The following is a 13612-nucleotide window of genomic DNA, read 5'->3' as shown; positions in this document are numbered from 1 at the left end:
CTGCCGCTCCTGCGTCCCACCGTGTGAAACTCATACCGCAGCACTTTTTCATGAGGAGAGCAACCGTGACCGCTGTGACACAGCAGAACCGGGGCACCACACGACCGGACACACCCCGCACCCTGGCCGAGAAAGTGTGGGACGACCACGTCGTCACCAGGGGCGAACCCGGCGAACCCGACCTGATCTACATCGACCTCCACCTGATCCACGAGGTCACCAGCCCGCAGGCCTTCGACGGTCTGCGCCAGGCGGGACGCCCCGTGCGGCGTCCCGACCTGACCCTGGGTACCGAGGACCACAACGTGCCGACCCTCGGTGTCCATACCGGCAACCTGCTGGAGATCGAGGACAAGGTCTCCCGCCTGCAGGTCGAGACACTGCGGAAGAACTGTGACGAGTTCGGTGTGGAACTGCACCCGATGGGGGACGCCGACCAGGGCATCGTCCACACCGTCGGCCCGCAGCTCGGCGCCAGCCAGCCCGGCATGACCATCGTCTGCGGCGACTCGCACACCTCCACCCACGGCGCCTTCGGCTCCATCGGCATGGGGATCGGAACCAGTGAGGTCGAGCACGTCCTGGCCACCCAGACGCTGCGTCTCAAGCCGTTCAAGACGATGTCCATCGAGGTCAGCGGGGAACTGCAGCCCGGCGTCACCGCCAAGGACCTCATCCTCGCCATCATCGCGAAGATCGGCACCGGCGGCGCTCAGGGTCACATCATCGAGTACCGGGGCGAGGCGATCCGGAAGCTGTCCATGGAGGGTCGGCTGACGATCTGCAACATGAGCATCGAGGCCGGCGCCCGTGCCGGCATGATCGCCCCGGACGACATCACCTTCGACTACCTCAGAGGCCGTCGCTTCGCGCCGACCGGACAGGACTGGGTGGACGCGGTGGACTACTGGCGTTCCCTGGCCACCGACGAGGGCGCGGTCTTCGACACCGTCGTCGAGATCGACGGCTCTGCGCTGACCCCCTTCGTCACCTGGGGCACCAACCCCGGCCAGGGGCTGCCGCTGTCCGGCCATGTCCCGTACCTCGAGGACATCACCGACGAGACCGAGCGCATCGCCGCCGAGGGTGCGATCAGGTACATGGGGCTGGAGGAAGGCACTCCGCTGCGCGACATCAGCATCGACACCGTCTTCTTCGGCTCCTGCACCAACTCCCGCATCGAGGACATGCGCGCCGCCGCCGAGGTGCTGCGCGGACGCCACGTCGCCGACGGTCTGCGGATGATGGTCGTCCCTTCGTCGACCCAGGTGAAGAAGCAGGCCGAGGAGGAGGGGCTGGACAAGATCTTCCTCGACGCCGGTGCCGAATGGCGCACCGCCGGCTGCTCCATGTGCCTGGGCATGAACCCCGACCAGCTCTCCCCGGGTGAGCGGTCGGCCTCCACCTCCAACCGCAACTTCGAGGGACGCCAGGGCAAGGGTGGACGCACCCACCTGGTCTCTCCGCCGGTCGCCGCAGCCACAGCGGTGCTCGGTCACCTGGCGAGCCCGGCCGATCTCTGAGGAGAGCTGACATGGAAGCATTCACCACCCACACCGGTGTGGCGCTGCCGCTGAAGCGGTCCAACGTCGACACCGACCAGATCGTGCCCGCCGAGTACCTCAAGTTGGTGACCAGGACCGGCTTCGAGTCCGGTCTGTTCAGGTCCTGGCGCACGGACCCGGAGTTCATCCTCAACCAGAAGCCCTACGTGCACTCCTCGGTGCTCGTCGCCGGGCCCGACTTCGGTACCGGTTCCTCCCGTGAGCACGCCGTCTGGGCACTGCTCGACTACGGGTTCCGTGTCGTGTTCTCGCCGCGCTTCGGCGACATCTTCCGTGGCAACACCGCCAAGAACGGTCTGCTCGCCGGCGTCATGCCCGAGGAACAGATCGAACTGATCTGGAAGCTGCTGGAGCAGCGTCCCGGTGCGGAGATGACCGTCGACCTGGACGCACAGACCGCCACCCTCGGGGAGCACGTCTTCCCCTTCGTGGTCGACGAGGACACCCGCTGGCGCCTGCTCAACGGACTCGACGACATCGGCATCACCCTGCAGGACGCCGACGCGATCGCCGCCTACGAGAAGACCCGGCCGTCCTTCAAGCCGGTGATCCGGTAACTCCGGCGCTTACCGCACCGGCAGCGGGGACGCCAGGTAGTCCGCACCCAGCAGCTTCTCCGCGGCGCTGAAGTGCAGGACCCACACCGAACCCTTCTTCGCGCGCAGGTCCTCGATCTCGATCCCTTCATCTGCGGCCAGTCCGTTGACCACCGCGGGGATCACCACGCCCTGGGCGCAGACCTCACTGACCGGGGCGGCGGAGGCCCGCACCAGGGCGTCCATCACGGTCCGGGGGCCGTCCTCGACCGCCGCATCGCCCAGAGATGCGTCCACCGCGGTCTCCAGTCCGAGTGCCCCGGCAGTCGGGGCGAGGGTGTCGGTGCACCGCTCCGGTGCCGCTGAGCTCAGCGACTTCACGCCGTAGCCGCGGGCCACGTCGACCAGTGCCTCGGCCTGACGGCGTCCCTTCTTCGTCAGCGGGCGCAGGCGGTCATCGCCCTGCCAACCGCGACGGTCGGCGGCCTTGGCGTGACGGACGTAGAGCACCCGTCGCGTCGCTCCGAGGGACAGTCGCGCCTGGGCGGCGGCGATGATCTCGCGGTCCGCCTCGTAGGAGCACCGTCGGGTGGCCTCGGAGGGGGAGACCCAACGCAGTTCGCCGACCTCGTCGGTGTCCTCCGGGGTGGGCTCGGAGTAGTCGGTGACCTCGGCGGTCCAGTACCAGACGACCTTGGTGGAGGTGCCGACCGGATAGTGGACGTAGCCGAGCAGCCAGCCGAGCGAGGAGGCGTACCCGGTCTCCTCGACCAGTTCGCGGACCGCGGTCTGGACGATGCCCTCACCCTTGTCGACCTTGCCCTTGGGCAGGGACCAGTCGTCGTAGCGGGGGCGGTGGATCATCGCGATCTCGACGGCGTCCTCCGCGCCGGTCTCCGGGGTACCCGGGTCGGCGGGGGAGAGGCGCCGCCACATCACCGCGCCGGCGGCGAAGGTCGGATTGACGAACTCGTCGGAGGGGGAGCTGCCGATGCGGGCGACCGCGGTTCCCGAGGCGTCCCCGGGATTCCGGGATGCGACGGGCGTGGACAGGTCACCGATACCGGAATGGGTGATCACGTGAGTTACCTTCTTCGGGTCTGGCAGTCTGGTTCAATGTACAGCGTACTGATAGGCACGACGACGACAGGAGAGTGGGCAGCATGGTGCAGGTCGCGGTGATGGGGGCGGGATCCTGGGGGACCGCGGTGGCGAAGGTCTGCGCAGATGCCGGCAGTGACGTCACCCTCTGGGCCCGCCGTGACGAGATCGCCCGCGAGATCAACGGGGGAAAGGACGGCAACGACGGCCGTCACACCAACTCCACCTACCTCAGGGAGGTGGAACTGCCGGAGCCCCTGACCGCGACCACCGATCCGGCACAGGCACTCGAGGGCGCGGAGATCGTCTTCCTCGGCGTGCCTTCGCAGTCCATGCGCTCCAACCTCGCCGCCTGGCGGGACCTCATCGGGCCGGATGCCACCCTCGTCAGCCTCACCAAGGGCATCGAACACTCCAGCCGCCGGCGCATGAGTCAGGTCATCGCGGAAGTCGCCGAGGTGCCGGAGGAACGCGTCGCCGTGCTCTCCGGGCCGAACCTCGCCTACGAGGTCGCCCGCAACCAGCCCGCCGCCACGGTCGTGGCCTGCACCGACGACGCCCGGGCCGTGGCGGTCCAGGAGGCCGCCGCAGCCCCCTACTTCCGGCCGTACACCAACGACGACGTCATCGGCTGTGAAATCGCCGGCGCCTGCAAGAACGTCATCGCCCTGGCCTGCGGCATGGGGGCGGGCATGGGGCTGGGCCACAACTCCATCGCCACGCTGATCACCCGCGGTCTCGCGGAGATCACCCGGCTCGCCGTGGCCCTGGGCGGCTCCGAGCGCACCATGGCCGGTCTCGCCGGTCTCGGTGACCTGGTGGCGACCTGCAACTCCCCGCTGTCGCGCAACCGCACCTTCGGCGAGCGGCTGGGCCGGGGCGAGACCCTGGACCAGGCCCGTGAGTCGACCCGCGGCCAGGTCGCCGAGGGTGTCATCTCCTCGATCTCCATCGCGGAGATCGCCGAGGAGGCCGGGGTGGATATGCCGATCACCGATGCGGTGGTCGATGTCTGCCACCGTGGCGGCAGCGTGGCGGACGCGGTGCGCTCCCTGCTGGGCCGTACCAGGAAAGCCGAGTAGGCGACCGGTAGACTCTGCCGGGTGAGCAACACTGAACCGACATCACCCGCCGCCCGCACCGTCGTCGCCGTCCTCTACGGTGGCCAGAACTCCGAGCACAGCATCTCCTGCCTGTCCGCCGCCGCGGTGATGAGCCACCTCGACCCTGACCGCTACGAGGTCGTCCCCGTCGGCATCACCGAGACCGGGATGTGGGTCAAGGGAACCACCGACATCGAGGCACTCTCCGCCCGCGGCCGGGACCTGCCGACCGTGAAAATGTCGCGCGGCGTCAACCTGGTGCCGGGGTCCTTCGCCTCAGGACGCGGCCAGCTCCGCTACGGCGACGGCTCCCTCTACGCCGAAGTCGACGTCATCTTCCCGGTCCTCCACGGCCGCAACGGTGAGGACGGCACCGTCCAGGGCGTCATCGAGCTGGCGAACGTGCCCTACGTCGGCAACGGCGTGCTCGCCTCTGCCGCCTGCATGGACAAGCAGTACACCAAGCTCATCGCCCGCGCCGCCGGTGTGCCGGTCGGTGACGAGGTCGTGCTCACCGAGCGTCGTGACCTCACCGACGAGGAGAAGCAGAAGGTCGGTCTGCCGGTCTTCGTCAAGCCCGCCCGTGGCGGCTCCTCGGTCGGCATCTCCAAGGTCAGCGACTGGGCGGACCTGGACGCGGCCGAGGCGCACGCCTTCGAACACGACACGAAGATCCTCGTCGAGGCCATGCTCCACGGTGTGGAGGTCGAGTGCGGTGTGCTGCAGTACCCCGACGGCACGGTCCACGCCTCCCATCCCTCACTGCTCAAGGGCACCGAGGACGGACCGGAGGGCTTCTACGGTTTCGACACGAAGTACCTCGACGACATCATCAGCTACGAGATCCCCGCCCCGCTGCCCGAGGGCCAGGCCGACGCAGTGCGCCGCTGGGCCGTCGAGACCTTCCGGGCGCTGGACTGCGAGGGGCTGGCCCGCGTCGACTTCTTCGTCACCGAGGACGGCCCCGTGCTCAACGAGCCGAACACCATGCCCGGGTTCACCCCGATCAGCATGTACCCGAAGATGTTCGAGGCGACCGGGGTGACCTATCCCGAGCTGCTCGACATCCTCATCGCCCGCGCCCTGGTGCGGAAGTAACTACTCCCCGGTCTTGACCATGGTGTCGGTGATGATGCCGCTGAGCTGCGGCAGCACCGTGTCGCCGACATCCAGCGGCAGGGAGACGGCCACCGTCGCGCCGTAGCCGAGGGCGTACCAGACCCCGGCCGTCGACCCGTTGCCCAGGGCACTGTCCTCGTACCACGGCACGTCGTCGACCTGGGTCAGCTGTGCACCGGCGGCGTAGGACTCCGGCATCCCGACCCCGCAACGCACCACGACCGGCTCAGCCCCGGGCTCGGTCCACACCGCCACCCCGTCGATCGGCTCGCCCGCCGTAGTCTCCGTGATCCGGCGGTGGGCGCCGAAGGCGTCCGGCAGGGCGTCCTCGAAGTCCGTGCAGGACGCCGCACCGCGGTCGGCGGGAAGATTCGTCAGCGGCAGCTCGCGCGGGGTGGGGGCCGCGTCCTCGGACGCGTCGGCGTTGTCGGCGATCGCCCGGCCGAAACCGTCGAAGCTGACGGTGCTGTCCAGCGCGGTGTCCGGGGCAGAACTGCCCGTCACCGCGACCACCGGGGTGGAGCTGACGGAGTACCAGGTCGACAGGTCCGAGCCGGCGGTGGCGTCATCCACCCGCAGCCAGTCTGTGCCGCCGTGGGAGACCACGGGGCTGACCACGGAGTACTGCGCCGGCACCGACACACCGCACCGTACCGTCAGTTCGGCACCGCCGGAGTCGCGGTAGGCCGCCGCGCCGGCCGGCGCCGGATCCGTGATACCCACCGAGCGGTAGTCGGAGGTGCGGTCCGGCAGTGCGCCCATGACCGCGTCACAGGCGGGGGAGTCCGCGTCCGGGGCGTCCACCGGGCCCATGGAGATATCGGTGTACACGTTGCGGTCGACGAGGATCTTCGCCCCCGCCAGCACCGCTCCGACGAAGACGACCGCCAGGACCAGTGCCAGCACCGTCGTGGTGCGGGACAGTCCTCCGGTACTGCTACCCTGATCAGTGACTTCCGGGGAACCGGGACGCTGCTCTGCCATGGCCCCGATCATACGGGTGGCACCGGCGGCGACGACTACTGCCTACTGGATGGATGAGGGTGCGGATGGCTGTGACGGCAGGGACGGCAGGGACGGCAGGGACGGCAGGGGCGGAAGACCCCTCAGTGAACTACGGCGGACACTCCGCCGACGGCCCCACAGTCTCCGAGGTCGGAGAGGCGGCGACGATCGCGGCGATCCGTGAAGCAGCCCCCAGTGAGGTCAACGGCGATGACGCCGCGGTCCTCGACCCTGCCCCGCCGAACTCGCGGGATATCGCCACCACCGACGTCCTCGTAGACGGTGAACACTTCCGCCTCGACTGGTCCACCCCCTACGAGGTCGGGGCGAAGGCTGTCAGCCAGAACTTCGCCGACATCCAGGCCATGGGCGGCCGACCCACCGCCGTCCTCATGTCCCTGTCCACCCCCGCTGACCTACCCGTCGGCATCGTGAGCGACGTCGCCCGCGGCATCAGCGACACCGCCGCTCCCTGGGGTGTCGAACTGGTCGGTGGGGACGTGGTCACCTCACGCCAGCTCATTGTGGCCGTCACCGCCATCGGTGTCCTCGCCGGACCCGATCCGGCGCTCACCGTGGATGCCGCACGCCCCGGCCACCTTGTCGTCGCCTCGGGTGTGATCGGCCACTCCGCCGCAGGGCTCGCCCTGCTCAACTACTTCGGCTCCCGAGAGGCCGTGCCGGATGACCCCGTGCTCCAGGACCTCGTCTCCCGGCACTGCGCACCCCATCTCATCGTCGGCCGGGGCCAGGTGGGCCGGGCCGCCGGGATGTCCGCGATGACCGACAACTCCGACGGACTCGTCCACGACCTCGCCAACGTCGCGCGACGCTCCGAGGCCATCATCGATCTCGACGGGGCGGCCCTGACCCCCGACGCACAGCTGTACTACGCCGCCGAGATCACCGGCGACGACCCGTGGGAATGGGTGCTCTCCGGTGGCGAGGACCACACCCTGCTCGGCACCACGGACACCGAACCCCCGGCCGGCTACCGCATCATCGGTGAGGTCAGGGACGCCGGGGACGCCACCCGGTTCGGTGAACTCGCCGACCCGGTGACCGTCGACGGGCAGCGTCCTCTCTATGTCACGGGGTGGGATTCCCTGTGACCACCACCGAAGCCGTCGCCGGGACGATCCTGGCGACCGTCCACCCGTCCTGGCGCACCGAACTGGATGCCGCCGGTGTGGACCTGCCCGCCGCCGCCGGGCGCACCGCCGCCCGCATCACCGCCGGCGAGCAGCTGCTGCCCGCCCCGGAGAACATCTTCCGTGCCCTCGCCAGGCCCACCGACGAGACCCGCGTCCTCATTCTCGGCCAGGACCCGTACCCGACGCCCGGACACTCCGTCGGCCTGGCATTCTCCTCGGCCGCCACGACCCGGCCGCTGCCGAAGTCGCTGCGCAACATCTACACCGAGTACGAGTCCGACCTCGGACTGCCGCAGCCGGAGTCCGCGGACCTGACCCCGTGGGCCGACCACGGCGTCATGCTGCTCAACCGGGTGCTCACCGTGCAGGCCGGAACCGCCGGCAGCGACCGGGGCACCGGTTGGGAGGAAATCACCGGTGCGGTGGTCTCCCACCTGGCGACCCGGCCGCTCGCCGCGGTCCTGTGGGGACGCCAGGCCCAGTCGGTCGCCGGACTGGTCGGTGAGGACAGGTGCGTGATGTCCGCGCACCCCTCGCCACTGTCGGCCTACCGTGGCTTCTTCGGTTCCCGCCCGTTCAGCCGTGTCAACGAGATCCTCGCCGCCCAGGGTGCCGCCCCGGTCGACTGGTCCCTGGCCGACCAGGAGGTCGCACAGTGACCGGCCACACCCCCGACACCCTCACGGGTGACTACCTCGACGCGTGGGCGACCGCCTCCCTGGAGGGGCTGCGCCGCCACCGTGCCGAGATCAACCAGCTCAACGTCTTCCCGATCCCGGACTCGGACACCGGTACGAACATGGCCGCGACGATGGAGTCCGCGGTCGCCCGGTTGCGGGAGGTCCGGGCGGAGAGCGGGGTCCACGGTGCGGTGGAGGTCGCCGCCGCCCTGGCTTCAGGTGCGGTCGCCGGTGCCCGCGGCAACTCCGGCATGGTGCTCAGCCAGATTCTCCGCGCTGTCGCGGACACCGCCGCACTGTCCGCCACCGGTGAGCTCTCCGCCCGCGCGGTGCCTGCCATGCTCGCCCGCGCCAGGGCGCTGGTGCTCGACGCCCTGTCGGACCCGGTGGAGGGAACCATTGTCACGGTGCTGCGCGCCGCTGCCGAGGGGGCCCGGGACGCAGAGGCCACTGACGGGGCGTCCCTCGGCGACGTCGTCACCGCAGCCCGCGACGCCGCGGTCAGCGCCCTGGAGCAGACCACCGGACAGCTCGCCGCCCTCAGCGACGCCGGTGTGGTCGACGCCGGAGGACGCGGACTCGTCGTCATCCTCCAGGCACTGGTCGATGCACTGCAGGCGGACCCGGACGCTGCGGTGGCCGGTGACGCCGGGGACACAGTGGATTCCCACGGCAGCGGCGCCGACCCGCACCTCGAACTCGTCTTCGGCTTCCACGGCGACACCGGGGAGCTGCGGGCCCTGCTGGAGCGGCTCGGCGACAGTGTCGTCGTCGTCAGTGACGGTGCCGGCGACGACCCCGACCACCACGCGCACGTCCACACCACCAGGTCAGGTGAGCTCATCGAGCAAATCTTCGCCCTTGGTGACGTCCATGACCTACGTATCGAGGTCCTGCCCGAGGTGGCTGAGCCCAGGTCCACGTCCCCGGCGTCCCCGGTCATCGCCCTGGTGCCGGGCGGCGGCGACGCGGCCGGTGACGGCCTGGCCGCCCTCTTCCGCTCCGCCGGTGCTGCTGTCGGTGACAGTCCCGCCGCCCTCGCCGCCGCCGTCGCCGCCGTCGCCGGGCCGGTCATCGTCCTGACCAACGGTCAGGACACCACCGGCCTCTTCGCGGTCCTCGACGACACCGGCGCATCGGTGACCGTGGTGGATACCGGCAGTGTCGTCGGCGGGCTGGCCGCACTCGCCGTCTACAGCCCCACCTCGGACCTCGAGGACAACGCCGAGGACATGGCGGACGCCGTCCACGGCCAACGCTGGGCCGACGTCACCGGGGAGGACCTCGTCACCGAGGTGGTCGCAGAACTCCTCGCCGACGGTGGGGAACTGGTCACAATCCTCTACGGCGACGCACTCGGCGCCGACGGGATGGCGCAGGCCGAGGCGCAGATCGCGGCGTCCCACCCGGATGCCGAGTTCCACGCCGTCCATGTCCCCGGACTGCAGGTGACCGCGCAGGTGGGGGTGGAGTAGATGTTGGGATGGGATGACCCCCGGCCGCTGAGCCTGGTCATCACGCCCAACCGGGCACGGAACCTCGCCGGGAAGCCGGGGCTGGCGACCATGGGGCAGGCGCTGATGAACTTTCCGGTCGCCTACGTCCACAGTTCCGGCACCGGTGCCTTCACCGACCACGGCGGAGTGCCCGGGGAGATGCCGGAGGAGGGGGACCGGTTCACCTGCCTCGCCGAGGTGCTCACCGCCCAGGTCCAGGACAACCGCGGCCGGCGCGGACCCCGCGAGATCCTCCAGTTCACCTTCCGGGTGGCGGACACGGTCTTCTCCTCGGCCCTGTTCGGAAATGTCCGGATGCACCGTCCCTTCGTCACCCCGGGGGCGAAGCTCATGTTCTCCGGCACTCTCGGCATCTGGCGTGACCAGTGGCAGCTGAAGAACCCCTCCTACATCACCCTGCACCCGGCCCCGACCGCCGACGGACACCGACGGACCGACGAGGAGTACGAGGAGGCCTTCGGGGCCTTTGGCCCGCTGGCCACCATCGTCGACGTCGCCGGCGGCATGCGTGCGGCCCAGAAGGTGCTCTCGCACCCGTGGCTGCCGACCTACCGGCGGCGTCCCGGCACCTCGACCGCCGAGGTCACCGCGGTGATGGACCATGTCCTCGTCGCAATGGGTGAACCCTCCGAGATGCTGCCGCGGGTGCCGGGCGCGCCGGCCTGGCCGCAGATCGAGGGGGCGCCCGTGCTCGATTTCGCCACCGCACTGCGTCAGGTCCACCGGCCACCGGAGGACGGACCGGACGCCGCGCGCACCCGACTGAAGTTCAACGAGGCCCTCGGCCTGCAGCTGGTCATGGCGCTGCGCCGCGCTGATTCCACCGCCCGCCACGCCCGACCCGTCGTCCCCGTTTCCCCGGACTCGCGCTACACGACCCTGCTTGACCGGCTGCCCTACGATCTCACCACGCCGCAGCAGGACGCACTGGCGACCATCGGGGACGCCATGGGCGGAGACACCGACACCGTGACCCCGATGAGCATGCTGCTGCAGGGTGACGTCGGTTCCGGCAAGACGGTGGTGGCGCTGCTCGCGATGCTCCGCGTCGTCGACTCCGGGGCACAGTGCGCCTTCCTCGCCCCCACCGAGGTGCTCGCCGTCCAGCACGCCGGGACCCTCACCGGGCTGCTCGAGCGGGTCGACGGGCCCCAGGTGACCGTCACCCTGCTCACCGGGTCGATGACCGCCGCCGAGCGCAAGGCCGCCCTGCTCGACATCATCGCCGGTACCTCCGACATCGTCGTCGGCACCCATGCGATCATCCAGGACAGTGTCGATTTCTTTGACCTGGGCATGGTCGTCGTCGATGAGCAGCACCGCTTCGGTGTGCGTCAGCGTGACCGGCTGCGGGAGAACGCCCCGGTCGAGCGCACCCCGCATCTGCTGGTCATGACCGCGACTCCGATTCCGCGCACCGTCGCGATGACCATGTTCGGTGATCTGTCGGTCTGTACCCTGGCCGGCTCCCCGGCAGGACGCGGAAAGGTCGACACCTTCGTCGTCCCCACCTACAAGCGCAGATGGGTCGACCGGGTCTTCGCCGTGATCCGGGAACAGGTCGCCTCCGGGCACCGCGCCTTCATCGTCGTCCCCCGCATCGACGGGGAGGGCGGGGTCGACGATGTGGCCTCGCGACTGGAGAACGGCGTCCTGGCAGGTCTGAGGGTCGGCCGACTCCACGGGAAGATGGACGACAAGGCCGAGGTCATGGCGGACCTGGCGTCCGGTGAGATCGACGTACTCGTCGCCACCACCGTCGTCGAGGTCGGTGTCGACATCCCCGAGGCGACCGTGATGGTCGTCGTCGACGCGGAGAACTTCGGTGTCTCCCAGCTCCACCAGCTGCGCGGACGCGTGGGCCGTGGCGCCGACAACTCCTGGTGCTTCCTGTGCACGGCCGTGCCGGAGGGGGAGGCATCCTCCCGGCGGCTGGAATCCATCGCCGCGACCCGCGACGGTTTCGCACTGGCGGAACTGGACCTGCGTGCCAGAACGGAGGGTGACGTGCTCGGGGAGAGCCAGTCCGGCTCGCGGGCACGCCGGGTGAGCCTGCTGTCGCTGGCCGATGACGCCGCGGTGATCGAGGAGGCCCGCCGGTACGCCGGGGAGCTTGTCGGCTATGACACGGCGCTGGCCCGGGCACTGGTCGCCGAGATCGCCGATGACGACCAGGAGTTCATCGAGCGGAGCTGACCTTCCGCGCGGAGCTGCGGTCCCCGTCATGCCGACCACCGGGCGCCGACTACACTGCGGGGCATGGATATTTTCGCGCCCTTCGCCGGGCACGTCAGGTTCGAGGTGGAGGACGGGCAGACCGTCGCCGCCGGTGACCGTCTCGCCGTGGTCGAGGCCGTCAAAGTGGAGGCCAATGTCGTCGCGCCGGGTCCGGGCACCGCACGTCGCGGCGGGGTCGAGGACTTCTCCGCCGTCGACGGAGGGGACCTCCTGCTGACGCTGGAGGCGCTGCAGTGACCCGCATCATCTCCGGCAATGCCCGCGGCCGGAAGCTCAAGGTGCCGTCCGAGGGGACGCGGCCGACCTCCGACCGCGCCCGCGAGGGGCTCTTCTCCTCCCTGCAGGTGCGCTTCGGTTTCGACGGTGAGGTCGTCCTCGATCTCTTCGCCGGGTCCGGGGCACTCGGCCTGGAGGCGGCGTCCCGCGGTGCAGCGGAAGTGACCCTGGTCGACGACAACAACCGGGCCTGCGAGACCGCGCGAGCCAATGCCGCCGTGGTCGGTCACCCCGCCACCCGGGTCGTCGAGGCTAAGGCCTCGGTCTTCCTCGCCGGTGCGCCGCGCGAGCACTACACGATGGTGCTGGCCGACCCGCCCTATGAGCTCGCCGACGAGGCCGTCGACGAGATGGTCCGGGCGCTGATCCCGCTGCTGACGAAGGACGCCGTGGTGGTCGTCGAGCGGCACGTCGAATCCGCCGAGGTCGACTGGCCCGAGGGGTTCGAGACCACCGGTCAGAAGCTCAAGAAGCGCACCTTCGGCATCGCCCGGATGGATATGGCGATCTGGCGGGGGACCGAGGACTGAGCGCGCTGAGTGGCGCACCGGCGCGCGGCGGGGGTGGCCGGTCCCGGTCTCGGTGGTGGGGACCGTGGTGCTCGCCGTGGCCGTCGTCGGTGGCCGTCGTCGGTGGCCGTCGTCAGCCAGTGCATCGGCCGTTTCACCGGGGCTCCTCGTAGTCTCCGGCATCCTTGTCGTGGCGGTGTGCGGGCACCTCGGACAGCACGGTGGACGGCGCAGGCCGTAAAATACGGGCCATGCGAGTCTGCTGCCCCGGGTCCTTCGACCCCGTCACCAACGGTCACATCAACATCTTCACCCGCGCCGCGCGGATGTTCGACGAGGTCACCGTGCTGGTGACCTTCAACCCGAACAAGTCCGGGCTCTTCGACGCCGACGAGCGCATCGCGCTGATCCGGGAGGCACTGGACGCCACCGGTCTGCCGGAGGCGGAGAAGATCACCATCGACACCTGGGACAGTCTGCTGGTCGACTACCTCAGCGAGCACGACATCCCGGCCCTGGTGAAGGGGCTGCGCAGCTCCCTGGACTACGAGTACGAGCTGCCGATGGCCCAGATGAACCAGCGGCTCACCGGGGTGGAGACGTTCTTCCTCCTCACCGACCCGGAGTACGGCTACGTCTCCTCGACGATCTGCAAGGAGGTCGCGAAGTACGGCGGTGACGTCAACGGTCTGCTGCCGGAGAATGTCGCCGACGCCGTGCTCGCCAAGTACCGGGGGTAGCGGCCGGGCCGGTGGCCACCCAGATGTCCGGGTCCCGCGTGTCACATCCGTAACATCTCGCCGGTTTCT

General features: G+C 69.8%; 13 protein-coding genes. 11 read left to right on the top strand and 2 right to left on the bottom strand.

Annotation, left to right across the window (positions count from 1 at the left end):
• Nucleotides 1-65 precede the first annotated feature (65 nt).
• Both leuC and leuD read left to right on the top strand, forming a co-directional pair.
• The gene (gene leuC / locus ACZ9GM_RS06330; RefSeq protein WP_291473256.1) at nt 66-1523 is read left to right on the top strand and encodes a 3-isopropylmalate dehydratase large subunit; all 1458 of its coding nucleotides are present in this window, start codon (nt 66-68) and stop codon (nt 1521-1523) included.
• A gap of 11 nt (nt 1524-1534) precedes the next feature.
• A complete protein-coding gene (gene leuD, locus ACZ9GM_RS06325; protein ID WP_291473255.1) occupies nt 1535-2122 on the top strand; it encodes a 3-isopropylmalate dehydratase small subunit in 588 nt (195 codons plus the stop codon).
• Between the two features lie 9 nt (nt 2123-2131).
• Here the strand turns inward: leuD and ACZ9GM_RS06320 are convergent, their stop codons facing one another.
• Nucleotides 2132-3181 (bottom strand): NUDIX hydrolase, encoded by a 1050-nt coding sequence (locus tag ACZ9GM_RS06320; RefSeq protein ID WP_291473254.1) that lies wholly within the window; start codon nt 3179-3181, stop codon nt 2132-2134.
• 83 nt (nt 3182-3264) lie between these two features.
• On the opposite strand from ACZ9GM_RS06320, the gene ACZ9GM_RS06315 reads away from it, so the two are divergent.
• Together ACZ9GM_RS06315 and ACZ9GM_RS06310 are read left to right on the top strand one after the other, a co-directional pair.
• Nucleotides 3265-4284, top strand: coding sequence for an NAD(P)H-dependent glycerol-3-phosphate dehydrogenase (locus ACZ9GM_RS06315; protein ID WP_291473253.1), 1020 nt, complete (start codon nt 3265-3267; stop codon nt 4282-4284).
• Between the two features lie 21 nt (nt 4285-4305).
• Nucleotides 4306-5403: a D-alanine--D-alanine ligase family protein gene (locus ACZ9GM_RS06310; protein ID WP_291473252.1), complete on the top strand. Its 1098-nt coding sequence runs from the start codon at nt 4306-4308 to the stop codon at nt 5401-5403.
• Here ACZ9GM_RS06310 and ACZ9GM_RS06305 read toward each other — a convergent pair whose 3' ends face one another.
• Nucleotides 5404-6408, bottom strand: coding sequence for a DUF3515 domain-containing protein (locus ACZ9GM_RS06305; RefSeq protein ID WP_291473251.1), 1005 nt, complete (start codon nt 6406-6408; stop codon nt 5404-5406).
• A gap of 65 nt (nt 6409-6473) precedes the next feature.
• Between ACZ9GM_RS06305 and ACZ9GM_RS06300 the strand changes: the two genes are divergently transcribed.
• From ACZ9GM_RS06300 to coaD, 7 genes are all read left to right on the top strand, one after another.
• Nucleotides 6474-7541 (top strand): thiamine-phosphate kinase, encoded by a 1068-nt coding sequence (locus ACZ9GM_RS06300; protein ID WP_476037438.1) that lies wholly within the window; start codon nt 6474-6476, stop codon nt 7539-7541.
• On the top strand, nt 7538-8242 hold the full coding sequence (locus ACZ9GM_RS06295; RefSeq protein WP_291473249.1) for a uracil-DNA glycosylase: 705 nt from the start codon (nt 7538-7540) through the stop codon (nt 8240-8242). Before ACZ9GM_RS06300 ends, ACZ9GM_RS06295 begins: the two co-directional genes overlap by 4 nt.
• The gene (locus tag ACZ9GM_RS06290; RefSeq protein WP_476037437.1) at nt 8239-9738 is read left to right on the top strand and encodes a DAK2 domain-containing protein; all 1500 of its coding nucleotides are present in this window, start codon (nt 8239-8241) and stop codon (nt 9736-9738) included. Before ACZ9GM_RS06295 ends, ACZ9GM_RS06290 begins: the two co-directional genes overlap by 4 nt.
• On the top strand, nt 9739-11976 hold the full coding sequence (locus ACZ9GM_RS06285) for an ATP-dependent DNA helicase RecG (protein ID WP_476037436.1): 2238 nt from the start codon (nt 9739-9741) through the stop codon (nt 11974-11976). It abuts the gene before it with no gap.
• A gap of 63 nt (nt 11977-12039) precedes the next feature.
• Nucleotides 12040-12255, top strand: a complete 216-nt coding sequence (locus ACZ9GM_RS06280) for a biotin/lipoyl-containing protein (protein WP_291473246.1) — start codon at nt 12040-12042, stop codon at nt 12253-12255.
• Nucleotides 12252-12824: an RsmD family RNA methyltransferase gene (locus ACZ9GM_RS06275; protein WP_291473245.1), complete on the top strand. Its 573-nt coding sequence runs from the start codon at nt 12252-12254 to the stop codon at nt 12822-12824. Before ACZ9GM_RS06280 ends, ACZ9GM_RS06275 begins: the two co-directional genes overlap by 4 nt.
• Before the next feature lie 230 nt (nt 12825-13054).
• Nucleotides 13055-13543: a pantetheine-phosphate adenylyltransferase gene (gene coaD / locus ACZ9GM_RS06270; protein ID WP_291473244.1), complete on the top strand. Its 489-nt coding sequence runs from the start codon at nt 13055-13057 to the stop codon at nt 13541-13543.
• Nucleotides 13544-13612 lie beyond the last annotated feature (69 nt).

The sequence above is a fragment of the Corynebacterium sp. UD i78 genome (assembly GCF_056280545.1).
Note: the sequence above shows the minus strand (reverse complement) of the source record. Positions and strands in the feature narration are given on the sequence as shown.

What these genes read in the sequence shown, in the direction of transcription:
- ACZ9GM_RS06305 (WP_291473251.1), bottom strand. Translation starts at nt 6,408, where the DNA reads ATGGCAGAGCAGCGTCCCGGTTCCCCGGAAGTCACTGATCAGGGTAGC.
- coaD (WP_291473244.1), top strand. Translation starts at nt 13,055, where the DNA reads ATGCGAGTCTGCTGCCCCGGGTCCTTCGACCCCGTCACCAACGGTCAC.
- ACZ9GM_RS06280 (WP_291473246.1), top strand. Translation starts at nt 12,040, where the DNA reads ATGGATATTTTCGCGCCCTTCGCCGGGCACGTCAGGTTCGAGGTGGAG.
- ACZ9GM_RS06300 (WP_476037438.1), top strand. Translation starts at nt 6,474, where the DNA reads ATGGCTGTGACGGCAGGGACGGCAGGGACGGCAGGGACGGCAGGGGCG.
- ACZ9GM_RS06285 (WP_476037436.1), top strand. Translation starts at nt 9,739, where the DNA reads ATGTTGGGATGGGATGACCCCCGGCCGCTGAGCCTGGTCATCACGCCC.
- ACZ9GM_RS06315 (WP_291473253.1), top strand. Translation starts at nt 3,265, where the DNA reads ATGGTGCAGGTCGCGGTGATGGGGGCGGGATCCTGGGGGACCGCGGTG.
- leuD (WP_291473255.1), top strand. Translation starts at nt 1,535, where the DNA reads ATGGAAGCATTCACCACCCACACCGGTGTGGCGCTGCCGCTGAAGCGG.